Here is a 24,965-nt window from a genome sequence, read left to right on the forward strand (position 1 = left end):
GGGGACGGTCAGTGTGAGCGTCGGGACCGGAGCTCCCGCTTTTGCCCCCTCTCCCCTCGGGAGAGGGTTGGGGTGAGGGCGCTAATCACCACTCCGCGAAACTGCCGTCCTTGTGCCGCCAGATCGGGTTGCGCCAGCGATGGCCAATGGCGGCTTGTTCCTTGACAAACTCCTCGTTGACCTCGACGCCCAGTCCTGGCCCCTGAGGAATCTTCACGTGGCCATCCGCGTAGTCGAACACCTCGGGATTCTTGATGTAGTCCAGCAGGTCGTTGCCCTGGTTGTAGTGGATGCCCAGGCTCTGCTCCTGGATGAAGGCGTTGTAACAGTTGGCGTCCAGCTGCAGGTTGACCGCCAGGGCGATGGGGCCGAGCGGGCAATGCAGGGCGATGGCCACGTCATAGGCCTCGGCCATGTTGGCGATCTTGCGTGTTTCGGTGATGCCGCCAGCGTGGGACGGATCGGGCTGCAGGATGTCGACGTAGCCTTCCTGGAGGATGCGTTTGAAGTCCCAGCGCGAGTACAGCCGCTCGCCCAGGGCGATGGGCGTGTTGCTCATCAGAGCGATTTCCTTGAGCGCTTCATGGTGCTCGCTGAGCACCGGCTCCTCGATGAACATCAGGCGGAACTGCTCCAGTTCCTTGACCAGCACCTTGGCCATGGGCTTGTGCACCCGGCCGTGGAAGTCCACGCCGATGCCGAAGTGCGGACCACAGGCATCGCGAATGGCGGCGACGTTGGCGATCACCTGGTCGACCTTGTCGTAGGTGTCGACGAACTGCATCTCTTCGCTGGCGTTCATCTTGATCGCGGTGAAGCCCTTGGCCTGGCGCTCCAGGGCCTGGGCCGCGGTCTCCGCCGGGCGGTCGCCGCCGATCCAGGAATAGACGCGAATGCTGTCGCGTACCTGGCCGCCCAGCAGCTCGTGCACCGGTACGCCCAGGGCCTTGCCCTTGATGTCCCACAGGGCCTGGTCGATGCCGGCCAGGGCGCTCATATGGATGCCGCCGCCGCGATAGAAGCCGCCTCGGTAGAGCACCGTCCAGTGGTCCTCGATATTGCGCGGGTCCTTGCCGATCAGGTAGTCGGCCAGTTCCTCGACCGCCGCCGCCACGCTGTGGGCGCGCCCTTCCAGCACGGGTTCGCCCCAGCCGTGGATGCCCTCGTCGGTCTCGATCTTGAGAAAGCACCAGCGCGGCGGGACGACGTAGGTGGTGAGTTTGGTGATTTTCATGGTGTGGAAATCTCGACTGTAATTATTGGGATCGAGGGATTGGGCAGCTCGCGGTCATGGACCGCTCCTACAGGGGTATCCGTAGGAGCGGTCGCAGCGGCGAACCGCCATGACCGCGATAATCAGGAACCTTTGGCTACTTGCCATCCCGCCGCGAAGGCCTGGGCATTGGCGCTGACCTGGGCCGCGGTCAGACCCGGCTTGTACAGCGCCGAGCCGAGGCCGAAGCCGTTGGCGCCGGCTGCCACGTAGGGACCCATGTTGTCCGGGGTGATGCCACCCACCGGCAGGAGCGCCAGCTCCTTGGGGAAGACCGCGCGCCAGGCCTTGACCACGGCCGGGCCGAGTTGCTCGGCCGGAAACAGCTTGAGGCTGTCGGCGCCGGCGTCGAGGGCGGCGAAGCCTTCCGACGGGGTGGCGACGCCTGGGGCGCTGACCAGGCCAGCGGCCTTGCTGGCACGGATCACCGCCAGGTTGGCATTGGGCGAGACGATCAGCCGGCCGCCCGCGGCGTCCACTTCGGCCACCTGGGCCTCGGTGAGCACGGTGCCGGCGCCGATCAGGCAGCTTTCACCCAACTCAGCGGTCAGCCGGCGGATGCTCTCAAAGGGCTGCGGCGAGTTAAGCGGGATCTCGATGACGCGAAAGCCGGCGTCGTACAGGGCACGACCGACCGGGACGATCTCGTCCGGGGTAACGCCGCGCAGGATGGCGATCAGCGGCAGGTCCTTGAGGTAGGTATCAAGCATGGGAGCCTCCAGAGGTGGGGAGCAGGCCGGCGGCCTGGGCCAGGCGCCAGAGCCCGGCCCGGGTGGCCTGCTCCAGCAGGCGAACCTGGTGGATATCGAACAGTGCCAGGGCGTCGCGATAGCGCTGGCAGAGCGCGGCGTCGCCGATCAGCACCAGGGGCGGGCAGGCCGAGCCCGCGAGGGCGGCGACCTGGCTGCGCAATTCTTCGCCGATCAGCAGCCCGGACAGGTAGTCGAGGCTGTGCGCGGCGGTCAGCTCACCGGCCAGCACGCGGCTGCGGGCGGTGAAGAGGCGGCCGAACAGGCCCTCGGCCCCAGCGTCGCGGGCGGTGACCAGGCCCAGGCGGAAGGCCTCGGCACTGGCTTCGGGACCGGCCTCGGTGGCCGGGCGCCCCAGGATGGAGTGTTCCCGCAAGACGGCGAACAGCTCGCCGGTCATGTAGGTGGCAAAATCAGTGAGGCGACCGTCACGCACCCGCACCCACTTGCTGTGGGTACCGGGCAATACCAGCAGCGCTTCGGCGGCCAGGTCCGGCTCCAGTTCGAGGGCGCCGAACACCTGGGTTTCCTCGCCACGCAGCACGTTGGGCAAGGCACCGCGCTGCATCACGCCGGGCACCAGGTGTAGATCGCCGCAGCCGCTGTCCAGGCGCAGGAGACCGGCGGCCAGGCTGTGGACATCGGCTGGACACTCGGCATAGGGCACCTCGCGCCAGCCACCGCGACTGCCGACCATGCCGCAGGCGATGGCGGGCAGGTCCGGCTGAGCATCGTGCCAGTCGCCCACCAAGGTGCGATAGGCCGCGGCGAAGTCGCCCTCCGGCACATGCATGATGCCCCAGGGGCGGCTGCGGGTTTCCAGCACGGCACCCTGGGCGTCGAACAGCTGGGCCCGCAGGGACGAGGTGCCCCAGTCGAGGCCGATAAGGTGCGGGGTGGCGGTCATGCGGGGCTCCAGCCAAGTTCGCGGGAAATGGCCCGGGCGCAGGCAGTGACCTCGGGCTGCAATTCGTGCAGCCGCGCCTCGGGCATGTAGGGGATGGCACTGGCGACACTCAGGGCCGCGACGATGGCGCCGTCGGCGCCACGGATGGGTGCGGCCACGCAGCGGATGCCCAGTTCATTCTCTTCCAGATCCAGGGCATAGCCTTCGGCAGCATGGCGGCGCAGGCGCGCGCGATAGTCGGCCCAGGGCAGGAAGTCCTCGCGCAGGCCGGGCTGCCCGGTACGCCGGGCCACGCCTTCGCCGTAGAGGGCTTCCCACTCCTCTTCAGGGAGATCCAGCATCAGCGCCTTGCCGACGCCGGTCAGCGCCAGCGGCATGCGCAGGCCGACTCGGGATCTCATCTCCAGGCCCCGGCTGCCGGGCAGCTTGTCCAGATAAAGGACATCGCCACCCTCGCGCACACCGAGGTGCACGGTGTCGCCGCAGTGCTGGGCCAGGCGTTGCAGATGGGGTCGGGCCACGCCGGTCAGCGGCAGCTGTTCGCGAGCCTGGTAGCCGAGGGCGATGAGGTGGCTGCCCAGGATCAACCGCCCCCCGTCGCTGCGCAGGTAGCCGGCCTGGGTCAGGGCGGCGACCAGGCGGTGGGTGGTGCTGCGGGTACAGCCGATGGCGGCGCCGACCTGAGCCAGGTTGTCGGCTCCGGCGGCCACGGCTTCGAGCACGGCCAGGCCGCGAAACAGCGCCTGAGCCCCGCTGGGCGCTTCGCCCTTGTTGGAATTGTTGTCGTTCATGGCCTTCACTCTAGAAGCCTCGCTGGCAAATCTCAATATGTGATACGTCATCCCATATTGTGGGATTAAAGTTAGATATGACAGCCTTGTCACATAGCTGCAATATTGGCGCTATCTAATGCACGGCACATTGCAAGGACTCGAGAGGCAGAGCGCTCCATGACGGGTAAATCCATCCTGATCGTCGACGATGAGGCCCCCATTCGCGAAATGATCGCCGTGGCCCTGGAAATGGCGGGCTATGAATGCCTGGAGGCGGACAACAGCAAGGACGCCCACGCCCTGATCGTCGATCGCAAGCCCGATCTCATCCTGCTCGACTGGATGCTGCCCGGCACCTCCGGCCTGGAGCTGGCTCGGCGCCTCAAGCGCGACGAGCTGACCGATGCCATTCCCATCATCATGCTCACCGCCAAGGGTGACGAGGACAACAAGGTCCAGGGCCTGGAAACCGGCGCCGACGACTACATCACCAAGCCCTTCTCGCCCCGCGAGCTGGTGGCGCGCCTGAAAGCCGTGCTGCGCCGTACCGGCCACCTGGAGAACGACGGTCCGCTGGAGGTCAACGGCCTGATCCTGGATCCGATCAGCCACCGGGTGACCATCGATGGCGCTCCCGCCGAGATGGGGCCCACCGAGTACCGCCTGCTGCAGTTCTTCATGACCCACCAGGAGCGCGCCTACACCCGCGGCCAGTTGCTCGACCAGGTCTGGGGCGGCAACGTCTATGTCGAGGAGCGCACCGTGGACGTGCACATCCGTCGCCTGCGCAAGGCCCTGGGCGAGACCTACGAGAACCTGGTACAGACGGTGCGCGGCACCGGGTATCGCTTTTCCACCAAACTCTGACGCGGGATCACCGCCGCCGTGAACATCAACTGGCGCTCCCGTCTGGCCACCCAGCTGTCGACCGTGGTCGGCAGCTGCGCCCTGGCCGGCTGGCCCTTCGGCCATGTCGGGCTGGCGGTGGCTCTGGGACTGGCGGTCTATCTGGCGGTCACCCTGAAACACCTGCTGCGGCTGCATGCCTGGCTGCTGAGCGATGCCCCGGGCGCACCGCCCGAGGCCGAAGGGCTGTGGGGCGATGTGCTGGACCGGCTCTATCGCCGCCAGCGCCACGAGCAGCGCCAGCGTGAAGAATTGCTCGCCGTCATCGGCCGCGCCCAGGCCTCCACCGAGGCCCTGCGCGACGCCATCATCCTGGTGGACCGCTATGGCAACCTGGAATGGTGGAACCGCGCCGCGGAAACCCTGCTGGGTCTGCGCCAGCCCCAGGACCTCGGCCAACCCATCACCAACCTGGTGCGCCATCCGCGCTTTTCCGACTACTTTCTCGGTGGCGACTACGGTGAACCGCTGGAGTTGGCGTCACCGCTCAACGACGACCAGTACCTGCACATCTTGGTCACCCGCTTCGGCGAGGGCGATCGCCTGCTGCTGGTGCGTGACGTCACCCGCCTCCACCAGCTGGAACAGATGCGCAAGGATTTCGTCGCCAACGTCTCCCACGAATTGCGCACCCCGCTGACGGTGATCACCGGCTACCTGGAAACCCTGCTGGACAACGCCGAGCACGCCACCCCGCGCTGGCGCCGGGCACTGGGACAGATGCAGCAGCAAGCCGGCCGGATGCAGCACACCATCGACGACCTGCTGCTGCTGGCGCGCCTGGAAGCCACCGACTATCCCGCTGACAATCGCCCGGTAGCCCTGGAGCCACTGCTCGCCTCCATCCTGCAGGACGGCCGCGCCCTGTCCGGCGCCATCGGCCACCGCCTGAGCCTGGACTGCGCACCTGACCTGGCGCTGCTGGGTAGCGAGACGGAACTGCGCAGCTGCTTTTCCAACCTGGTGTTCAACGCGGTCAAGTACAGCCCCGAGGGTGGCGAGGTGCGGGTCCGCGCCTGGCAGGATGCCGAGGGGGCCCATGTCGCCGTGCAGGACACCGGGCCCGGTATCGATGCCCGCCACCTGCCGCGCCTGACCGAACGCTTCTATCGCATCGACGCCAGCCGCGCGTCCAGCACCGGTGGCACCGGGCTGGGCCTGGCCATCGTCAAGCACGTGCTGATCCGCCACCGCGGCGGCCTGGACATCCACAGCGTGCCCGGCGAGGGCAGTTGCTTCACCTGCCATTTCCAACCCGAGCAGATCGCCACGCGCACCGCTGCCTTGGCCTGAACTACCCCCTCCCCGCCGTGCTATCGTCCGGCCACTCCTGCCACGGTCTCCCGCCATGCCCCCTGCCCTGCGCCTGTTGCCGGTCCTGTTGCTCGCCCTGCTCGGCGGTCTGCTGGTCAGCGTGCTGGCCTGGCAGCGTGCCGAACGGGGGACCCTGGCCGAGGCCAGCCTGCTCGGCCAGGAACAGTTGCGCCTGCATGCCAGCAGCCTGCAGACCCTGATCGACCGCTTTCGCGCCCTGCCCGCGGTGCTGGCCCAGGATCCCGAGCTGATCGCCGCCCTCACCACCCCGCCCGATGCCGTCGCCACCGAGCGCCTCAATCTCAAGCTGGAAAAACTCAATGCCGCCGCCCAGTCCTCGACCCTGGAGGTGCTGGACCGCAGCGGACTAGCCATCGGCGCCAGCAACTGGCGGCTGCCCAGCAGCTACGTCGGCCACAACTATGGCTTTCGTCCCTATTTCCGCGAGACCCTCGCGGGCGGCAGCGGCCGCTTCTATGCCGTGGGCGTCACCACCGGCATTCCCGGCTACTTCCTCTCCCATGCGGTGCTGGACGCCGAGAGGCGCTTTCTCGGCGCGGTGGTGGTCAAGCTGGAATTCCCCGCCATCGAGGCGCGCTGGGGCGATCATCCCGAGGTCTTGCTGGTGAGCGATGCCCGCGGCGTGGTCTTCGCCGCCAACCGGCCGGCCTGGCGCTATCGCCTGCTGCGTGAGCTGACCCCAGCCGAGCACGCCGAACTGGCCATCACCCGGCAGTACGACAGACGCACCCTGCAACCGCTGCCTCACAGTCAGCGGATAGTCCTGGGCGATCAGCGCCAGGTGGCCCGTATCGAGGCACCGGAAGGCACCGCCGACTACCTCTGGGACAGCCTGCCGCTGCCCAGCGAAGGCTGGACCCTGCACCTGCTCAGACCGACCCGGGAGCTGCAGGGTGGCGGCCTGGGCGCGGCCCTGGCCGCTGGCTGTGCCTGGTTGCTGCTGGTCTGCGCCGCCCTCCTGCTGGTTCAGCGACGGCGGCTGCAGCGCCTGCGCCAGCGCAGTCGACTGGAGCTGGAGCAACTGGTGGAGGCCCGTACCGCCGAGCTGCGCACCGCTCAGGATGGCCTGGTGCAGGCCGCCAAGCTGGCTGCCCTGGGGCAGATGTCGGCGGCCCTGGTCCACGAACTCAACCAGCCGCTCACCGCCCAGCGCATGCACCTGGCGAGTCTGCGGCTGCTGCTGGATCACGGTCGGCTGGATGAAGCCCGCGCCGCCCTGGAACGCCTCGACGGCCTGCTCACCCGCATGAGCGGCCTCACCGCCCACCTCAAGACCTATGCGCGCAAGACGCCCGCCGGCCTGCGCGAGCGGGTCGACCTGGCGCTGGTGGTGGAGCAGGCGCTGGAGCTGCTGGAAGCGCGCCGCGCCGAAGTGGGCGCCGAGCTGATCCTTGACCTGCGACGCCCGGCCTGGCTGCTGGGCGACCCCATCCGCCTGGAGCAGGTGCTGGTCAATCTGCTGCGCAACGCCCTGGACGCCGTGGCCGAACGCCCGACACCCCAAGTCAGGGTCAGGCTGCAGCGTGACGGCGAGCGCTGGCAGCTGGAGGTGGCGGACAACGGCGGCGGCATTGCCAGCGAGCACCTGGGCCAGGTGTTCGACCCCTTCTTCACCACCAAGCCGGTGGGCGAAGGCCTGGGCCTGGGGCTGGCCGTGTCCTCGGCGATCATCCAGGCCCAGGGCGGCAGCCTGAGCGCCGCCAACGGCGCGGAAGGGGCGGTCTTTACCCTACGCCTGCCCGCCGCCGTCGAGACGTCGACTTAACGTACGCACAGCGTCACCAGCAGGGCGAAGCCCCAGCCGAGCACCCCGGTCACCAGCAGGCTCAGCGCATCCCAACAGCCACGGGTGGCATCCAGCAAGGGCAGCCCGACGCCACCGATCAAGGCACTGGCGAGGATGCCGGCGAGGATCCTGGCCAGTGGCCAGTGGCCGTCGGCGGTCTCCTCGGCGGTGAGCACTTCTTCTTCGGACATGGCAGAACTCCACCGGGGGATATGGAGCGCGACCCTAGCCCGGCAAGCTGAAGCTGCGATGAAGCGGCACTTCAGATTGCCTTCAGCTTGACCGCCAAGACTGCAACCTCGCATTCCCCTGGAGAGGTCGCGATGCTCGACGTGACTTGGCAGTCCCCTACCTGCTTTACCCTGGCCGACCGCAGCGGCGCGCTGCTGGCCAGCCTGGAGCCGGCCGAGGCACCCGGACGCCTGGCGACCGAGGCCTTCATCCGCACCCGCTTCGCCCTGGAACACGGCGCCCACATCGCCCACTTCCTGCCGCTGCTGCTCTCCCTGCGCGATGCCGCAGGGGCGCTGCAGGCAGCGGCGGGGATCCGCCTCGCCCTGGACCAGCCGCTGTTTCTCGAACGCTATCTGCCCCGGCCGGTGGAACACCACCTGGCCACTGCGCTCGGCCAGCCCATCGACCGGACGGAGGTGGTGGAGGTCGGCAACCTGGCGACCCTCTGCGCCGGCCAGGCCCGACTGCTGATCATCGTCACCACCTGGCTGCTGGCCCGGAGCGGCCTGCGCTGGGTGACCTTTACCGGGGCTACCCGCCTGATCAACAGCTTCCATCGGCTCGGCCTCGCGCCCCAGGTGCTCGGCGCAGCCGATCCGGCCTGCCTGGGCGCCGAGCGCGAGAGCTGGAGTTCCTACTATGCCAACGCCCCCCAGGTGTGTGCCGGCGATATCCGCCAGGGCTATCACCAGCTGCTGCAAGCCGGCATCCCAGCACCTGGATGGCCGCATCGAACTGAGTAACCGTCCCGAGGGCGGCGCCTGCGCCCGTCTCGGCCTGCCGGTGCTGCCAGGACCCGGCTAGGGGCTCGACCCGTCGCCGGCCTTCGGGCAAGGTAGCGACGCACCGGCCGCGAGAGGACGCCCCATGCAAGCCCAGGTCTATCTGGTCGATGACGAAGCCAGCATCCGCGAGGCGGTACGCCAGTGGCTGGAGCTGTCGGGGCATCAGGTGCGGCTGTTCGCCCGCGCCGAGGAGTGCCTGGCGGCGGTTACGCCGGACTTCGCCGGGGTGGTGGTCAGCGATGTGCGCATGCCCGGCATGGACGGCCTGGCCCTGCTGGAACGACTGCAGGCCCTGGATCGCGATCTGCCGGTGATCCTGCTCACCGCCCACGGCGACGTCGCCCTGGCGGTGACCGCCATGCGCCAGGGCGCCTACGATTTCCTGGAAAAACCCTTCAGCCCCGAGGCGCTGCTGGGCGATCTCGGCCGCGCCCTGGAAAAGCGTCGGCTGGTCCTGGAGAACCGCCAGCTGCACCGCCGGGTGGACGACCAGAGCGTCCTCGCCCGCCGGCTGCTGGGCGTCTCGCCGGGTATCGTCCGCCTGCGCCAGCAGATCCTCGACCTGGCGCCAACGCCCGTGAACGTCCTCCTGCGCGGCGAGACCGGCAGCGGCAAGGAGCTGGTCGCCCGCTGCCTGCACGACGTCGGGCCGCGCGCCGGCAAGGCCTTCGTCGCCCTCAACTGCGCGGCCATCCCCGAGCAACTGTTCGAAAGCGAATTGTTCGGTCACGAGAGCGGCGCCTTCACCGGCGCCCAGGGCAAGCGCATCGGCAAGCTGGAATACGCCAACGGCGGCACCCTGTTTCTCGACGAGATCGAAAGCATGCCCCTGGCGCAGCAGGTCAAGCTGCTGCGTGTGCTGCAGGAGCAGCGGCTGGAGCGCCTGGGCTCCAACCAGAGCATCGCCCTGGACCTGCGCATCGTCGCCGCGACCAAGCCGGATCTCCTGGAAGAGGCACGCGCCGGGCGTTTTCGCGAAGACCTGGCCTATCGCCTCAACGTCGCCGAACTGCACCTGCCGCCGCTGCGGGCCCGGCGCGAGGACATCCCGCTGCTGTTCGACCACTTCCTCGCCGAGGCCAGTGCCCGCCTGGGGCGCCCGGTCACTCCGCCCAGCGCGACGCGGCTGGCCCAGCTGCTCGGCCATGGCTGGCCGGGCAACGTGCGCGAGCTGGCCAATGCGGCCGAGCGCGAAGTCCTGGGCCTCGGCACCCCGACCCAGGCCGCCGGCCACTCCCTCGCCGATCAGCTGGAAGCCTTCGAGGCCCAGTGCCTGCGCGCCGCCCTGGCTCGCCACGGGGGCGAGATCAAGGCGGTGATGGACGAGCTGCAACTGCCACGACGCACCCTCAACGAGAAGATGCAGCGCCACGGCCTGCTCCGCGCCGATTTCCGTGAGGGCGACTGATCCGCCATAGGCGGAAATCCGCTCATCGCCACCGGGCATTCGGCGGCCTTTCGCCGATCCACTACCCGCAAAGGTAGACAGGGCGCGGTTTCGCGGCCTGGCACGCCCCCTGCAATCACTCTTGTCGACGCCCCGAGCGCCCTAATAACAATGACAAGAGGAACACCCTGTGGATAGCACCGCTACCCTCGCGGCCGGCCAGACCGCGCCCAAGACCACCTCGCAGCGCATCAAGTCCATCTTCAGCGGCTCCGTCGGCAACCTGGTCGAATGGTACGACTGGTACGTCTACGCCGCCTTCTCGCTGTACTTCGCCAAGGCCTTCTTCCCCAAGGGCGACCAGACCGCCCAGTTGCTCAACGTCGCCGCCATCTTTGCCGTGGGCTTTCTCATGCGTCCCATCGGCGGCTGGCTGATGGGTCTCTACGCCGACAAGGCCGGACGCAAGTCCGCGCTGATGGTCTCGGTGATCATGATGTGCGCCGGCTCCCTGATCATCGCCCTCACCCCCAGCTACACCACCATCGGCGTCGCCGCGCCCATCATGCTGGTCCTGGCGCGCCTGCTGCAGGGCCTCTCGGTAGGCGGTGAATACGGCACCTCCGCCACCTACCTGAGCGAGATGGCGACCAAGGAAAGTCGCGGCTTCTACTCCAGCTTCCAGTACGTCACCCTGATCTCCGGCCAGCTCCTGGCCCTGGCCACCCTGATCGTGCTGCAGCAGACTCTGAGCGTCGAACAGCTGGAAAGCTGGGGCTGGCGGATTCCCTTCCTGATCGGCGCCGGCTGTGCCGTGACCGCGCTCTATCTGCGGCGTGGCATGGAGGAGACCAGCTCCTTCAAAAAGGCCGAGAAGCCCAAGGAATCGCTGATGCGCACCCTGGCGCGGCATCCCAAGGAGTTCCTCACCGTGGTCGGCCTGACCATGGGCGGCACCCTGGCGTTCTACACCTACACCACCTACATGCAGAAGTACCTGGTCAACTCGGTGGGCATGAGCAAGACCGACGCCACCTCCATCTCGGCGGCGACCCTGTTCCTGTTCATGCTGCTGCAGCCTGTCGTCGGCGCGCTCTCCGACCGCATCGGCCGGCGTCCGGTGCTGATCGCCTTCGGTGTGCTGGGCACCCTGTTCACCTATCCGATCCTCACGGCCCTGGGCAGCGTCACCAGTTGGTGGGGCGCCTTCGGCCTGATCATGGTGGCGCTGGTGATCGTCAGCTTCTACACCTCGATCAACGCCGTGGTGAAGGCCGAGCTGTTCCCTACCGAGATCCGCGCCCTGGGCGTCGGCCTACCCTATGCCCTGACCGTATCCATCTTCGGCGGCACCGCTGAATACCTGGCACTGTGGTTCAAGAGCATCGGCATGGAGAGCGGCTACTACTGGTACGTGACCGGCTGCATCGCCTGCTCGCTGCTGGTCTACGTCTTCATGAAGGACACCCGCGACCACTCGCGTATCGTGCACGAATAACCGCTCGTCCGTGGTGCGGGCCTCTCGGTCATTAGATTTGGCCGTCCGGCCCGCCCCCCTTTGCCTGGGCTTTGGGGCACGCCATCGTAGGGCCACCGGCAGCGTTCACAACGGTCATTTCGCAGGCCGCTGTGGCGAGTTCGCCCCCTCCTCCCAAGCCCCGGTTACACACTCATGGAAATCGACTACGGTCCCAGCTACGCCAAACTGGGTATCCAGTTTCAATACCAGTGGAGCACCCTGCTGCGCGATGCCCTGAAGAAACACGGCATCACCGACGCCCAGGCCAAGGCCATCTGCGGTGACTTCGCCTTCGATCTCTCCAAGCTCATCGACGAAGCCGAGATCAAGGCCGACGGCCTCTCCTATCGCCCGGTGATCGCCTTCACCGAGGACGAGGAAACCCTGCTGGTCCAGTCCGCCGAATTCGATTACCACGAAGCGGCCTACGCCACCGCCGCAGCGGCGTTCGAGAAGAAATAAGACGCGGGCACGGGGCTTTGCGCCCTCACCCCAACCCTCTCCCGCCGGGAGAGGGGGCGGTCTGGAGCGGTGAAGGGCTTCCCCTTCAGACAAGAGCCTCGATTTCGTTTCGGTGTTACTGCGATAGCGATTCACGATACCTGGTCCTGCCGTCCTCACCCCAACCCTCTCCCCCAGGGAGAGGGGGCGGCCTGGAGCGGCGAAGGGCTTCCCCTCCAGACAAGAGCTTCAGTGTCGTTTCGGTGTTACTGCGATAGCGATCCTGGCCGTGTTGCCTACCTTTTGATCTCCTCGGTCACTCCATAGCCCTCTTCGATCGGTATCACCCCATCTCCCTTTGGGAGAGGGCTGGGTAAGGGCCACGCTATCGCCACGGTCCCAGGCGCCTCAGCTGCGCCATCTCGAACATCGCGCAAAGCGCCGTCTCAGCGCCTCGCGAACTCCACTGTTCCAGGCGATACTCTCCAGATCACCCCTCACTCCGTACAGCTTCCTCTCCCTCCGGGAGAGGGTTGGGGTGAGGGCCGCGCTATCGCCACGGTCCCAAGCGCCTCAGCTGCGCCCTTCTCCGCCATCTCGAACATCGCGCAAAGCGCCGTCTCAGCGCCTCGCGAACTCCACTGTTCCAGGCGATACTCCCCAGATCACCCCTCACTCCGTACCGCCCCCTCTCCCTCCGGGAGAGGGTTGGGGTGAGGGCCGCCCATACACCAAGGGAAAGGATTCCCATGCCCCTCATCACCCATGCCCGCGCCCTGCGCCGAGGCCAGACCGATGCCGAGCGCCTGCTCTGGTACCACCTGCGCGGCAAGCGTCTGCAAGGCCATAAATTCCGCCGCCAGCACCCCTACGGCCGCTACATCCTTGACTTCGTCTGCCTGGAAGCACGGCTGGTGATCGAGCTGGATGGCGGCCAGCATCAAGGCAGCGCCAATGACCGTGAACGCGATGCCTGGTTGGAGACCCAGGGCTTCCAGACCCTGCGTTTCTGGAACCATGACGTCCTGACCCAGCCCGACGCCGTGCTCGAACGCCTGTACGCCGTACTCAGCCAGGCTTGACCTTGGGCTTGCGCGCGCGCGTCGGTGCGCCACCCGGCTTGGCTTTGGCCTTGGTCCCGCCGGTACGCCGCTTCTTCTTCCAAGGCGCGCCCTTGCCCGCCGGCGGCGGGCCGCTGATGGTCAGGGTCAGGCCAAGGCAGCGCTCCACCTGCTTGCCCATCCAGGCCGACTGCTTGGTGACGAATTCCGCAAGGCTCAGTTCGCCCTCCTGCACCCGATCCAGCGCCTGTTCCCAGAGCGCCGTGGTGCCTGGATCGGCGATGGCCCGGGGTACGGCGTCGATCAGGCCAAAGGCCGCTGGCGTCGCCGCCAGGGCCTTGCCCTGTTTCACCAGGTAGCCGCGATCCAGCAGGCCCTGGATGATGCCGGCGCGGGTCGCCTCGGTGCCGATGCCGGTGGTGTCCTTGAGCTTCTGCTTGAGGGCCGGATCCTCCACCAGCTTGGCGACATTCTTCATCGCCTTGATCAGATCGCCCTCGGTGAAGGGCTTGGGCGGCTGGGTCAGCTGATCCCGGCAGCGCACCTCGACCACGGGGTAGTGCTCTCCCTCGCGCAACTCGGGCAGCGCCTGGGGCGGCGGTGCCTCGCGGCCCTTGGGCGGCGTGAGCGACTCGGGCAAGGCGCGGCGCCAGCCCGGCTCCACCAGGCGTTTGCCCGTGGCGCGCAGGCGTTCGCCACCGGCCTCGAAGTCGGCCTGGGTACGGTCGAACTCATGCTGCGGCAGGAACTGCGCCAGATAGCGTGCGCGAATCAGACCGTAGACATTGCGCTCCTGAAGACTCAGGCGGCCCAGGTCGCGGGTGACCAGGGTCGGGATGATGCCGTGGTGGGCGCTGACCTTGGCGTCGTTCCAGGCCCGCGAGCGACGACTGGCGTCCAGATGCTCGCGCAGCGGTGCCAGGCTCGCATCGGCGCCCAGCAAGGCGGCGAGCAGCGCCGGGGCCTCGGCGTGCTGGGAGAGCGGCAGGTAGCCGCAATCGCTGCGCGGGTAGGTGATCAGCTTGTGGGTCTCGTAGAGCGCCTGGGCGACGTCCAGGGTCTGCTGGGCGCCGAGATTCAATCGCTTGGAGCACACCTCCTGCAGGGTGCCCAGGTCGAAGGGCAAGGGCGCCGCCTCGCGGATACGCTCGGTCTTGAGCTTGAGCAGTCGGGCCTGCCCGGCCGCCTCGATAGCCCGGGCCGCGGCCTGGGCCACCTCGGGCTTGAGGCAGCGACCCTGGTCGTCGCAGACGGCCTCCGGGGGCTGCCACTGCGCCTGAAAGCGTCCGCCAGAGGCCTCCAGGGTCGCCTCCACGGTCCAGAAAGGCACCGGCACGAAGGCGGCGATGGCGCGGTCGCGGTCCACCACCAGGCGCAGGGTCGGGGTCTGCACCCGCCCTACCGAGAGCACGCCCTGGTAACCCGAACGGCGCCCCAGCAGGGTGAACAGCCGGCTCATGTTCATGCCGATCAGCCAATCGGCGCGCGAGCGACCTAGCGCAGACTGATACAGCCCATAGGTTTCGGCACCGGGCTTGAGCGCGGCCAGGGCGCGGCGAATGGAGACATCATCCAGCGCCGACAGCCACAGCCGGCGAATCGGCCCACGATAACGGCAATGCTCCACCAGCTCGCGGGCGATCATCTCGCCTTCGCGATCGGCGTCGGTGGCGATCACCAGCTCACTGGCCTCGCCCAGCAGGCGCTTGACCGCCTTGAACTGGCTGCCGGTGGTCTTCTTGACCTGTAGCTTCCATTGCTCGGGCACGATGGGCAGGTCGTCCAGCGACCAGCGCTTGTAGCGGGCGTCGTAGGCGTCCGGTGGTGCTGTCTCGAGCAGGTGGCCGATGCACCAGGTGACGGTCACGCCCTGCCCCTGCAGGCAGCCCTCGCCACGGCGATTGGCACCGAGGACACGGGCGATGTCCTTGGCCTGGGAGGGTTTTTCGCAGAGATACAGCTGCATGGCGGGCGTCGTACCGGAGGGAATCGCCACAGGATGCAAAGCGGCGCCGGGCAGCGCAAGGACTAATCTGTATATCCGTACAGAAAGCGGTCTTTGCGCAAATTCGCCCAACAGGCCACAGCGCCCGTAGGACGTGGATCACAGCTTGAACGGCTGCTACGGGGGGAGCGGAATCTTGCCCGTGACGGCCGGTCCTTGGGCTACGGCATTTTCGCCGTCTTTAGCCGAGCTCTGGGAGGCGTCAATGAACACTGTAGCTATGGATCGCGCCAAGGCCGAGAGCACCGGCGCCGGTAATCACGTGGATACCGCCAGCAGCCAGGCGCTGCGGGCCGCGATCACCACCATGCGCCGCACCACCAGCCAGGTGCAGCGTATCAACGATCAACTCTGGGAAGTCTGGCCGGACGGCCGTCGCAAGCTGCTGCTGCGCTAAGACGTCCCTGGCGCCCTAGCCGGGCGCCCGAGTCTTGATCGCGGCCACATAGGTCGCGACCTCGGCCTGGATCCAGGCGGTGAAGCGCTCCTGCTTTTCCGCCGATTCGGCACGCTCCGGCCAGACCAGCCAGTAGGCGTAGGGATAGGGCGCCACCACCGGACTGAGCTGGACCAGGCGCCCCTCGTTCAGCGCCGCCTGCACCAGGCTACGCCGTTCCAGCGCCAGCGCCTGACCGAGGCGCAGCGCCTCCAGCACCACGTTGGAATCGTTCACGGTGATACCGCGATTGGGCGCCGCCTCGCCCAGACCCGCCGTCTCGCCCCAGTGCAGCCAGGTTTCCTCCGTATGCATCAGCGGCTGTGCGAGGGCTTCGTCCAGATTACGCGGCAGCTGCCCACCGTTGTAGCCAGGCGCAGCCACCAGCAGCACATCGTCCTGGAACAGTCGTAGCGCCGTCAGACCATCCCATTGCCCCTCGCCCATGCGTACGCCGATATCCACCATGCCCTGGCGCAGATCCTGGAAATCCAGGCTGGTCTGGAGGCGGATACGGTACTCCGGGTGCAGGGCGCTGAAGCGGGGCAGCCTCGGCAGCAGCCAGTGCGCGGCGAAGGACGGAAAGGTGGCGAACACCAGTTCGTTACGGCGCGGTCGGGCCTGCAGCCGCCGTGTGGCTTCGCCCAGATCCTCGAGCAACTGGCGGACCTGCTCGGCATAGACGCGACCGTCACCGGTGACCTCTATCCCGCGCCCCTGACGCTCGAACAGCACCATGCCCAGTTGATGTTCCAGCCCCTTCACCTGCTGGCTGACCGCGGCATGGGTCAGGTGCAACTCGGCTGCCGCCCGGGTCACGCTGCTCAGCCGCGCTACCGCTTCGAAACAACGCAGGGCATTCAGCGGTGGCACCCGTGACATGTAAGCTTTCCTTAACGATTCAGTCAGATTTCCTCGCTGGAAGCAGCTTCGCCCAAGCCCTAATGTCTTGTCCAGAGCGGCATCCAGTGTGAAACACGTTATGCGGATGACGTTCCACGTGAAACAGGATTCACCCTTTCTGACAGGACGCCTCCCATGCAACTCATCGGCATGCTCGACTCCCCCTATGTGCGGCGGGTCGCGATCTCCCTTCGCCTGCTGGTTCTGCCCTTCGAACTGCGCCAGATATCGCTCTTCCGTGAGGTCGAGCGCTTTCGCAGCTTCAATCCGGTACTCAAGGCGCCCACGCTGATCTGCCTGGATGGCCAGCGGCTGATGGATTCGTCACTGATTCTGGACTACGCCCAGCACCTCGCCTGCGGCAGCCGGCAATTGCTGCCCAGTGGCCATGCCGCGCGGGCGACCGCGCTCAGTCGAAGCGGCCTGGCGCTGGCCCTATCCGAGAAGGCGGTACAGCTGCTGTACGAGCGCGACCTGCGGCCGGCAGACAAGCGCCATGCGCCCTGGCAGCAAAGGGTGGAAGGGCAGTTGCGCGCGGCCTGTGGCGCCTTGGACAAGGCCTGGCTGGGCCCGCGTCCGCCGCTGGGTGAGGACAGCATCGGCCAGGACGCCATCGACACCGCCGTGGCCTGGACCTTCCTGCACTTCGCCCTGCCGGAGCTAATTGAGCGGCGCAATTACCCGATGCTGGAGGCCCTGACCGCCGAGGCGGAGGCGCTGTCGGTGTTTCGAGATTATCCGGTGGCCTAAAAAGCATCGCGGCCATGGGCCGCTCCTACGGTAACGTCCGTACCTGTAGGAGCGGCCCATGGCCGCGATCAACAAAGCACCAGAGTCCCGCAGGATTAGCCGCATCGGCGGACCGCCATGGCCGCGATGCTCTTGGCGACTACTTACCCACGGTAATACCGCTGCGGCACGAAGGGGGTCTTGGCGACCTTGACCGGGACCTGCTTGCCACGCACCACGGCGAACAGCGGGGTATCGACGGCGGCGAAAGCACTGTCGACATACCCCATGGCCACCGGAGCGCCCAGGGTCGGGCCAAAGCCGCCACTGGTCACGCGACCGATGCTGGCGCCATTGGCATCCACCAGCTCCGCCCCCTCGCGTACCGGTACCCGCTCCTGCACCAGCAGCCCCACGCGCTTGCGGCTCACGCCGTCGCGCTGCTCGGTGAAGATACGCTCGGCGCCGGGGAAACCGCCGGCGCGGCCATTGCCTTCACGGCGCACCTTGGACAAGGCCCAGCCGAGGTTGGCCATGACCGGCGTGGTACCGGCATCCATGTCGTGACCATAGAGGCAGAGGCCCGCTTCCAGACGCAGGGAATCCCGGGCACCCAGACCGATGGCCTCGACTTCCGGCTCGGCCAGCAGACGGCGGGCCAGGGCCTCGGCGGCGGCGCTCGGCACCGAGATCTCGTAGCCGTCTTCACCGGTGTAGCCACTGCGGCTGACGATGCAGGGCTGGTCCAGCAGCTTCACGCGACGCACCTGCATGAAGGTCAGCTCGGCCACTTCCGGCGCCAGGCGCGACAGGACCGTAGCGGCTGCAGGCCCCTGCAGGGCCAGCAGGGCGCGATCGAATTGCGGCAGCACCTGGCAGCGATCGCCCAGGTGCTTTTCCAGGTGGGCGAGGTCGGCTTCCTTGCAGGCGGCGTTGACCACCAGATAGAGGCAGTCGCCCAGGTTGGCGACCATGAGGTCGTCGAGGATGCCGCCGTTGTCGTCGGTCAGCAGGGCATAGCGCTGCATGCCGCTGGGCAGGTCGATGATGTCGACCGGGACCAGGGTCTCCAGGGCCTCGGCGGCTTCCTCGCCTTCGAGCATGACCTGGCCCATGTGGGAGACATCGAACAACCCGGCCTGGGCACGGGTGTGCTGGTGCTCCTTGAGCACGCCGAGCGGGTATTGCACCGGCATCTCGTAGCCGGCGAAGGGCACCATGCGGGCACCGAGTTCCTGGTGCAGGGCGTGCAGAGAAGTCTTGAGCAGGGACATGGTGGGGCTCCGTGTCGGGTGGCGGCTTCCGCACTCCGGTCCTCCAGAGCAGGAAGCTGTTATCTGAGTGGGTCGTGCCTGCCGCTGACGAGCGAGACGCGACCTCGGTGCTTCGGATTTCCCTCACCCCGGCCCTCTCCCTGAGGGAGAGGGGACGAGCGGTGCTTCGCTCGGACACCCTGCACAACGGCTGCAGAGCTATCGGAGTGCCGCGGCTTTGCTCCCCTCTCCTCCCGGAGAGGGGCCGGGGGTGAGGGTCAGGCCTCGCCGTACGCCTCGATCGGCGGGCAGGAACAGACCAGGTTGCGATCGCCATAGACGTTGTCGATGCGCGCCACCGGCGGCCAGTACTTGCCGTCCACCAGGGTCGCCAGCGGGAATACCGCCTGCTCGCGGCTGTAGGGATGAGTCCACTCGCCTGCCAGCTCACGCGCGGTATGGGGCGCGTTCTTCAGCGGATTGTCCTGGGGATCCAGGGTGCCGGCCTCCAGGGCACGAATCTCTTCACGGATGGCGATCATGGCGTCGCAGAAGCGATCCAGCTCCTGCTTGGACTCGCTCTCGGTAGGCTCGATCATCAGGGTGCCGGCCACCGGGAATGACATGGTCGGGGCATGGAAGCCGAAGTCGATCAGGCGCTTGGCCACGTCGTCCACGGTCACGCCGCTGCTGTCCTTGAGCGGACGCAGGTCGAGGATGCACTCGTGGGCCACCAGACCGCCAGTGCCGCTGTAGAGCACCGGATAGTGCTCTTCCAGCCGGCGGGCGATGTAGTTGGCGCTGAGGATGGCGATCTGGGAGGCGCGGGTCAGACCGGCGCTGCCCATCATCTTCAGGTACATCCAGGAGATCGGCAGGATGCTGGCGCTGCCGTAGGGCGCCGCGCAGACCGCACCTTCCTTGCGTTCCAGCCGGGCATGGCCAGGCAGGAAGGGCGCCAGGTGCGCCTTGACGCCGATTGGGCCGACGCCCGGACCGCCGCCGCCATGGGGGATGCAGAAGGTCTTGTGCAGGTTGAGGTGGGAGACGTCACCGCCGAACTGACCCGGGGCGCAGAGGCCGACCATGGCGTTCATGTTGGCGCCGTCGATGTAGACCTGGCCGCCATGGTCGTGGACCACCTGGCAGATCTCGCGGATGGCTTCCTCGAACACCCCGTGGGTGGACGGGTAGGTGATCATCAGCGCGGCCAGGCGCTCGCTGTGCTGCTCGGCCTTGGCGCGCAGGTCATCGAGGTCGACATTGCCGCGCTTGTCGCAGGCCACCACCACCACGCGCATGTCGACCATGCTGGCGGTAGCGGGGTTGGTGCCGTGGGCCGACGCCGGGATCAGGCAGACGTCGCGCTCGCCCTGGCCGCGGCTCTGGTGATAGGCACGAATGGCCAAGAGACCCGCGTACTCGCCCTGGGAGCCGGCGTTGGGCTGCAGGGAGACGGCGTCGTAGCCGGTGGCGGCGCAGAGCATGGCCTCCAGCTCGGTGGTGAGCTGGGCATAGCCCTCGGCTTGGTCGGCCGGCGCGAAGGGATGGATGCTGCCGAATTCGGCCCAGGTGACCGGGATCATCTCGCTGGCGGCGTTGAGCTTCATGGTGCAGGAGCCCAGCGGGATCATGGTGCGATCCAGGGCTAGGTCCTTGTCCGCCAGCTTGCGCAGGTAGCGCATCAGCTCGGTCTCGGATCTATGGCTGGCGAACACCGGATGGGTCAGGAAGGCCGACTGGCGCCGTAGCGCCTCGGGCAGCTCGACGCCCTCCGCTTCACCCAGTTCGGCGACCTGGGGCGCGGCCTTGCCGTCGGCGAAGATCTCCAGCAGCGCCTGGACATCGGCCAGGGTACTGGTCTCGTCCAGGGCGACGCCCAGGGCCTCGGCGCTGACGTCGCGCAGGTTGTAGCCGCGGGCACGCGCGGCCTCGTGCAGGGCGGCGGTGCGCTCGCCGAACACCAGGGTCAGGGTGTCGAAGGCGGTGTGCTGGGTCTGGTGGCCCAGGCGCTGCAGGCCGGCGGCCAGCAGGCTGGTGAGACGCTGCACTCGGGTGGCGATACGGACCAGGCCTTCGGGACCATGGTAGACCGCGTACATGCTGGCGATGTTGGCCAGCAGTACCTGGGCGGTGCAAATGTTGCTGGTGGCCTTCTCGCGGCGAATGTGCTGCTCGCGGGTCTGCAGGGCCAGGCGATAGGCGGGGTGGCCGTGGCGGTCGATGGAGACGCCGACGACCCGCCCGGGCATGTCGCGCTTGTACTTGTCCTGGGTGGCGAAATACGCGGCGTGCGGGCCGCCGAAACCGAGCGGCACGCCGAAACGCTGGGCGGTGCCGATGGCCACGTCCGCACCCAGTTCGCCGGGCGGGGTGAGCAGGGTCAGGGCCAGCAGGTCGGCGGCCATGGCCACCAGAGCACCGGCCGCCTGGAAGGCCTGGATGCTCTCCCGGTAATCACGGATCTCACCGGTGGTCATCGGGTACTGGAACAGGGCGCCGAAGAAGCGGCCGTGGTCCTCGATCTCGGTTTCCACCCCCACCACTACCTCGATACCCAACGGCTCGGCGCGGGTGCGCAGGACGTCGAGGGTCTGCGGATGGCAGTGCACGGAGGCGAAGAAGGCGCTGGCCTTGTTTTTCGCCAGGCGCTTGCAGAAGGTCATGGCCTCGGCGGCGGCAGTGCCTTCGTCCAGCAGCGAGGCATTGGCCACCGGCATGCCGGTGAGGTCGCCGATCAGCGTCTGGAAGTTGAGCAGGGCTTCCAGGCGACCCTGGGAAATCTCCGGCTGGTAGGGGGTGTAGGCGGTGTACCAGGCCGGATTTTCCAGCAGGTTGCGCAGGATCGGCGCCGGGGTATGGGTGTTGTAGTAGCCCTGGCCGATCAGGCTCTTGAGCAGGCGATTCTTGCCGGCGATGGCGCGCAATTCAGCGAGGGCATCGGCTTCGGACAGCCCGGCGGGCAGGTCCAGCACGCTGGTGCCCTTGATGCTCTCGGGGATCACCTGGGCGGTCATGGCGTCCAGGGATTCGTAGCCGAGCAGGTCGAGCATGGCGATCTCGTCCAGCTCGCGCGGGCCGATGTGGCGCGGGACGAATTCGTCGGCGGTGCTGAGGGTATCGTGCAGCGACATGGCGGTCTTACCCCTTGATCAGTTGCTGATAGGCGGCTTCATCGAGCAGCGCGGCGAAGGCCGCGGCATCGGTGGGCTGGAAGCGGAAGAACCAGCCGGCGTTCAGCGGATCACTGTTGATGGTCTCGGGCGCGTCGTTCAGCGCCTCGTTGACCGCCAGGACCTCGCCGTCCAGCGGCATGGTGATATTGCTGGCGGCCTTGACCGACTCCAACACCGCGACCTCATCACCCTGGGCATAGCTACGCAGCTCCGGCAGTTGCACGAAGACCAGGTCACCCAGCGAGTCCTGAGCATAGTCGGTGATGCCGACGGTGATGCTGCCATCGGCTTCCTGACGCAGCCATTCGTGTTCTTCGGTATAGCGCAGACTCATTGCCAGACTCCTGCGGACCTTGGTCCTGATGGATAGATGGAATCTGCTGCTGCAAGGCTAGTGCCAGGAATAAAATTCAATGATTTCAGCGGCTTAGCTAGATCAGCAGATTCCGCCTGTAGCGAAATCGTTACGATCTGAGAAGGAGCCTGCAACGGACGTATCGATTCAAGTACACCGTATCGTAATCGATACGAAATTAGCTGAGCTCCTGGGTCCGACAGACAGGCTATCAGCTATAAAGAGTTCATCTCTTATCTATGCAATGCGGACAAAGGCAGGTTAAGTACCCTTTTACTCGCTAACCTTTTTCAGCGGTAACCCAGTCTTCAACGCGCAAGCCCGGCACCCGATCAAACTCGCGGCGGTTATTAGTAACCACGATCAGGCCTAGGGATCGCGCATGCCCCGCAATCATCTGATCATAGGGGCCAATTTGCTGACCCGCCCTGGCCAACTCGGCACGCAGTTGTCCGGTATGTGCCGCTGCTTCGAGACCGTATTTCAAGACCTCCAAGCGAGCGGCGAAGCCCTCGATCACAGCCAGATTGCGCTCCGGGCTAGAAGATTTTTCCGCACCGTAGATCAGCTCCATCAGGGTGACCGTACTGATGCACAACTGGCCATGGTGCCTTGTGAAGGCCTCACGAACCGATTCCGGCCGATTTTTGATGGTGAAGATACAGGTGTTGGTGTCGAGCATGAACTTGAGCATTAGAAGCCCTCACGGTCCTGCTCGGCAGGCTGATCACGTTCTGCCATGAAATCCGCGGTGACGCCCTCTCCCTCAAACCAAGAATTCCAAGATTCCCCGGTCGGGGTAATGATTCTCGCGCGGCCGACAACGACTACGTCGACTCGCTTCACGTCTTCGGGCAGGGCAACCGCCTTCGGCAGTCTCACCGCCTGACTGCGATTACTCTGAAATACAGCACCTTGTTCCACGACCAACCTCCTGGGATATGTCAAATGTATATCCCATAATAATGATGGGGTTGGATGTGTCAATTCAGCTATCTCTCGGCATCGGGCGATACCGCCAGATAAGAATCTTCTTAGTCATGGCACTTGCTAGACCTTGCAAGAATGCTGGAGGCGGAAAACTCTGGAACCTCCGGCCGGATTCCGGAAAGAGTACCAGCGCGAACTTCCGCCCCGCTTCGTCGGACCAAGAAGGCACAACAAGACCTCTGCCAAGCGGCTTTGCCCTCCCCCACCCTTGCCTGGAGTCTTTGTCATGGCTGTGAAAACCGTTGCCGATCTGCTCGTCGCCACCCTCGAAGCCGCTGGTGTGGATACCATCTGGGGCTTGCCGGGCGATTCGCTCAACGGCCTCACCGAAAGCCTGCGCACGCGTGATCGCATCCGCTGGCGTGGCGTGCGTCATGAAGAAGCCGCGGCCTTCGCGGCCAGTGCCGCCGCCGACACCAGCGGGCGCCTGGCGGTCTGCGCCGGCTCCTGCGGTCCGGGCAATCTGCATCTGATCAACGGCCTGTTCGACGCCCAGCGCAGCGGTGCGCCGGTCCTGGCCATCGCCGCCCAGATTCCCTCCAGCGAGATCGGCCTTGGCTATTTCCAGGAGACCCACCCGGAGCGCCTGTTCCGTGATTGCAGCGACTTCTGCGAGGTGGTGTCCCATCCCGAGCAGCTGCCGCGCATCCTGGAAACCGCCATGCGCTCGGCCATCCTCAATCGCTCGGTGTCGGTGGTGGTGATCCCGGGCGACGTGGCCCTGGCCGAGGCGCCGATCAAGCAAGCCCAGTGGAGCGAGCCGGTGCGTCCGGTGGTGGTCCCGCCGGAGGCCGAGCTGGACGCTCTGGCCGAACTCCTGGCCGGCGAAAAGCGCATCACCCTGCTCTGCGGCGCCGGTTGCGCCGGTGCCCATGCCCAGGTGGTAGCCCTGGCCGAGCGGCTGCAGGCACCGGTGGTTCATGCGCTGCGCGGCAAGGCCCATATCGAGTATTCGAATCCCTATGGCGTGGGCATGACCGGTCTGATCGGCTTTTCGTCCGGCTATCACGCGCTCAAGGAATGCGACCTGCTGCTGATGCTGGGGAGCAACCTCCCCTATCGCAACTTCTTCCCGGACCATGGCCGGGTGGTGCAGATCGACATACGTGGGGCTCATCTGGGCGTGCGCACCCCCCTGCTCAAAGGCCTGGTGGGCGATGTCCGCGCCACCCTGGACGCCCTGTTGCCGCGGCTCAAGCCCAACAGCCACAGCCGCTTCCTGGAAAAGGCCCAGCAGCACTATCGCAAGACCCGCGCCGAGCTGGACGAGCTGGCCACCGCCACCGCCGACGGTGAACCCCTGCATCCGCAGTACCTCACCACCCGGGTCAGCGAACTGGCCGCAGCGGACGCCCTCTTTACCTGCGACGTCGGCACCCCCACGGTGTGGGCCGCGCGTTACCTGGCGATGAACTTCGAACGCAAGCTGGCCGGCTCCTTCAGCCACGGCTCCATGGCCAACGCCCTGCCCCAGGCCATGGGCCTGCAGGCGGCCTATCCCGACCGCCAGGTGGTCGCCCTGGCTGGCGACGGTGGGCTGTCCATGCTGCTGGGCGAACTGGCGACCCTCGCCAGCGAAAAGCTACCGGTCAAGGTCATCGTCTACGATAACGCCACCCTGGGCTTCGTCGCCATGGAGATGAAGGCCGCCGGCATGATCGACGAGACCACCGATCTGGGTGAGGTCGATTTCGCCCGGGTGGCCGAGGCATGCGGCGTGCGCGGCTGGAAGGTGGAATCGGCCAGTCTGCTCGACGCCACCCTGGAAGAGGCCTTCGCCCACCCCGGCCCGGCGCTGGTGGACGTGCGCATCGCCAAGCAGGAGCTGTCGCTGCCACCGAAGATCGAGGCTGCCCAGGCCAAGGGTTTCAGTCTCTACATGCTGCGCGCGGTGATGAGTGGCCGTGGCAGCGAAGTCGTGGATCTGGCCAAGACCAACGTGCTGCGTTGATCCAGGCGCCT

Annotated in this window: 23 protein-coding genes; 11 read left to right on the forward strand and 12 right to left on the reverse strand. The window is 66.8% G+C overall.

All coding sequences use genetic code 11. The features are described 5' to 3' along the window. Nucleotides 1–85: 85 nt before the first annotated feature. The 4 genes from dgoD to ACUCV0_RS11195 all read right to left on the reverse strand — a co-directional run bounded on the left by dgoD (nucleotide 86) and on the right by ACUCV0_RS11195 (nucleotide 3,720). Complete coding sequence (gene dgoD, locus ACUCV0_RS11180; RefSeq protein WP_017642356.1) at nucleotides 86–1,234, reverse strand: galactonate dehydratase; 1,149 nt, start codon at nucleotides 1,232–1,234, stop codon at nucleotides 86–88. 122 nt (nucleotides 1,235–1,356) lie between these two features. Beyond that, nucleotides 1,357–1,983, reverse strand: a complete 627-nt coding sequence (locus ACUCV0_RS11185; RefSeq protein WP_271653612.1) for a 2-dehydro-3-deoxy-6-phosphogalactonate aldolase — start codon at nucleotides 1,981–1,983, stop codon at nucleotides 1,357–1,359. After that, nucleotides 1,976–2,929, reverse strand: coding sequence for a 2-dehydro-3-deoxygalactonokinase (locus tag ACUCV0_RS11190; protein ID WP_482212694.1), 954 nt, complete (start codon nucleotides 2,927–2,929; stop codon nucleotides 1,976–1,978). Before ACUCV0_RS11190 ends, ACUCV0_RS11185 begins: the two co-directional genes overlap by 8 nt. Next, a complete protein-coding gene (locus ACUCV0_RS11195) occupies nucleotides 2,926–3,720 on the reverse strand; it encodes an IclR family transcriptional regulator (RefSeq protein WP_482212695.1) in 795 nt (264 codons plus the stop codon). The genes ACUCV0_RS11190 and ACUCV0_RS11195 overlap by 4 nt, the downstream gene beginning before the upstream one ends. 159 nt (nucleotides 3,721–3,879) lie before the next feature. On the opposite strand from ACUCV0_RS11195, the gene phoB reads away from it, so the two are divergent. From phoB to ACUCV0_RS11210, 3 genes are read left to right on the forward strand one after another with little or no spacing between them, the layout of a single operon-like run. After that, the gene (gene phoB / locus ACUCV0_RS11200) at nucleotides 3,880–4,569 is read left to right on the forward strand and encodes a phosphate regulon transcriptional regulator PhoB (protein ID WP_007159925.1); all 690 of its coding nucleotides are present in this window, start codon (nucleotides 3,880–3,882) and stop codon (nucleotides 4,567–4,569) included. An 18-nt stretch (nucleotides 4,570–4,587) separates the two neighbouring features. Next, nucleotides 4,588–5,901 carry a phosphate regulon sensor histidine kinase PhoR gene (gene phoR / locus ACUCV0_RS11205; protein ID WP_482212696.1) on the forward strand — a complete coding sequence of 438 codons (1,314 nt, stop codon included), beginning with the start codon at nucleotides 4,588–4,590 and terminating at the stop codon, nucleotides 5,899–5,901. A 55-nt stretch (nucleotides 5,902–5,956) separates the two neighbouring features. Continuing rightward, nucleotides 5,957–7,708 carry a sensor histidine kinase gene (locus ACUCV0_RS11210; RefSeq protein ID WP_482212697.1) on the forward strand — a complete coding sequence of 584 codons (1,752 nt, stop codon included), beginning with the start codon at nucleotides 5,957–5,959 and terminating at the stop codon, nucleotides 7,706–7,708. Here ACUCV0_RS11210 and ACUCV0_RS11215 read toward each other — a convergent pair. Beyond that, entirely contained in the window at nucleotides 7,705–7,920 is a 216-nt protein-coding gene (locus ACUCV0_RS11215) for a hypothetical protein (RefSeq protein WP_059313158.1), read from the reverse strand. The two genes, ACUCV0_RS11210 and ACUCV0_RS11215, sit on opposite strands and share 4 nt — an antisense overlap. 132 nt (nucleotides 7,921–8,052) lie before the next feature. Between ACUCV0_RS11215 and ACUCV0_RS11220 the strand changes: the two genes are divergently transcribed. From ACUCV0_RS11220 to ACUCV0_RS11240, 5 genes are all read left to right on the forward strand, one after another. Further along, the gene (locus tag ACUCV0_RS11220; RefSeq protein ID WP_482212698.1) at nucleotides 8,053–8,706 is read left to right on the forward strand and encodes a thermostable hemolysin; all 654 of its coding nucleotides are present in this window, start codon (nucleotides 8,053–8,055) and stop codon (nucleotides 8,704–8,706) included. Nucleotides 8,707–8,830: 124 nt separating this feature from the next. Further along, nucleotides 8,831–10,156, forward strand: a complete 1,326-nt coding sequence (locus ACUCV0_RS11225; protein WP_271653599.1) for a sigma-54-dependent transcriptional regulator — start codon at nucleotides 8,831–8,833, stop codon at nucleotides 10,154–10,156. A 169-nt stretch (nucleotides 10,157–10,325) separates the two neighbouring features. Further along, the gene (locus ACUCV0_RS11230) at nucleotides 10,326–11,633 is read left to right on the forward strand and encodes an MFS transporter (protein WP_059313149.1); all 1,308 of its coding nucleotides are present in this window, start codon (nucleotides 10,326–10,328) and stop codon (nucleotides 11,631–11,633) included. A gap of 174 nt (nucleotides 11,634–11,807) precedes the next feature. Further along, nucleotides 11,808–12,116 (forward strand): hypothetical protein, encoded by a 309-nt coding sequence (locus ACUCV0_RS11235; protein ID WP_017642364.1) that lies wholly within the window; start codon nucleotides 11,808–11,810, stop codon nucleotides 12,114–12,116. A gap of 728 nt (nucleotides 12,117–12,844) precedes the next feature. Further along, a complete protein-coding gene (locus ACUCV0_RS11240) occupies nucleotides 12,845–13,177 on the forward strand; it encodes an endonuclease domain-containing protein (protein WP_059313148.1) in 333 nt (110 codons plus the stop codon). Here the strand turns inward: ACUCV0_RS11240 and ACUCV0_RS11245 are convergent. Next, entirely contained in the window at nucleotides 13,164–15,122 is a 1,959-nt protein-coding gene (locus ACUCV0_RS11245) for a DNA topoisomerase III (RefSeq protein WP_482212699.1), read from the reverse strand. The two genes, ACUCV0_RS11240 and ACUCV0_RS11245, sit on opposite strands and share 14 nt — an antisense overlap. Before the next feature lie 244 nt (nucleotides 15,123–15,366). Here ACUCV0_RS11245 and ACUCV0_RS11250 point away from each other — a divergent pair, with 244 nt between their 5' ends. Next, entirely contained in the window at nucleotides 15,367–15,558 is a 192-nt protein-coding gene (locus ACUCV0_RS11250) for a hypothetical protein (RefSeq protein WP_156428920.1), read from the forward strand. Nucleotides 15,559–15,573: 15 nt separating this feature from the next. Here ACUCV0_RS11250 and ACUCV0_RS11255 read toward each other — a convergent pair whose 3' ends face one another. After that, complete coding sequence (locus ACUCV0_RS11255) at nucleotides 15,574–16,479, reverse strand: LysR substrate-binding domain-containing protein (protein WP_482212700.1); 906 nt, start codon at nucleotides 16,477–16,479, stop codon at nucleotides 15,574–15,576. Between the two features lie 156 nt (nucleotides 16,480–16,635). Here ACUCV0_RS11255 and ACUCV0_RS11260 point away from each other — a divergent pair, with 156 nt between their 5' ends. Continuing rightward, entirely contained in the window at nucleotides 16,636–17,250 is a 615-nt protein-coding gene (locus ACUCV0_RS11260) for a glutathione S-transferase (protein WP_482212701.1), read from the forward strand. Between the two features lie 143 nt (nucleotides 17,251–17,393). Here the strand turns inward: ACUCV0_RS11260 and gcvT are convergent, their stop codons facing one another. From gcvT to vapB, 5 genes are all read right to left on the reverse strand, one after another. Next, the gene (gcvT, locus tag ACUCV0_RS11265) at nucleotides 17,394–18,503 is read right to left on the reverse strand and encodes a glycine cleavage system aminomethyltransferase GcvT (protein ID WP_482212702.1); all 1,110 of its coding nucleotides are present in this window, start codon (nucleotides 18,501–18,503) and stop codon (nucleotides 17,394–17,396) included. A gap of 257 nt (nucleotides 18,504–18,760) precedes the next feature. Next, nucleotides 18,761–21,616, reverse strand: a complete 2,856-nt coding sequence (gene gcvP, locus ACUCV0_RS11270) for an aminomethyl-transferring glycine dehydrogenase (protein ID WP_482212703.1) — start codon at nucleotides 21,614–21,616, stop codon at nucleotides 18,761–18,763. 7 nt (nucleotides 21,617–21,623) lie between these two features. After that, nucleotides 21,624–21,992 carry a glycine cleavage system protein GcvH gene (gcvH, locus tag ACUCV0_RS11275; protein WP_482212704.1) on the reverse strand — a complete coding sequence of 123 codons (369 nt, stop codon included), beginning with the start codon at nucleotides 21,990–21,992 and terminating at the stop codon, nucleotides 21,624–21,626. Nucleotides 21,993–22,293: 301 nt separating this feature from the next. Further along, nucleotides 22,294–22,707: a type II toxin-antitoxin system tRNA(fMet)-specific endonuclease VapC gene (gene vapC, locus ACUCV0_RS11280; protein ID WP_323148200.1), complete on the reverse strand. Its 414-nt coding sequence runs from the start codon at nucleotides 22,705–22,707 to the stop codon at nucleotides 22,294–22,296. Continuing rightward, complete coding sequence (gene vapB, locus ACUCV0_RS11285; RefSeq protein ID WP_271653592.1) at nucleotides 22,707–22,937, reverse strand: type II toxin-antitoxin system VapB family antitoxin; 231 nt, start codon at nucleotides 22,935–22,937, stop codon at nucleotides 22,707–22,709. Before vapB ends, vapC begins: the two co-directional genes overlap by 1 nt. A 292-nt stretch (nucleotides 22,938–23,229) precedes the next feature. On the opposite strand from vapB, the gene poxB reads away from it, so the two are divergent. Continuing rightward, on the forward strand, nucleotides 23,230–24,954 hold the full coding sequence (gene poxB, locus ACUCV0_RS11290) for a ubiquinone-dependent pyruvate dehydrogenase (RefSeq protein WP_271653591.1): 1,725 nt from the start codon (nucleotides 23,230–23,232) through the stop codon (nucleotides 24,952–24,954). Nucleotides 24,955–24,965 lie beyond the last annotated feature (11 nt).

This window comes from Pseudomonas sp. VMV1 (genome assembly GCF_056790235.1).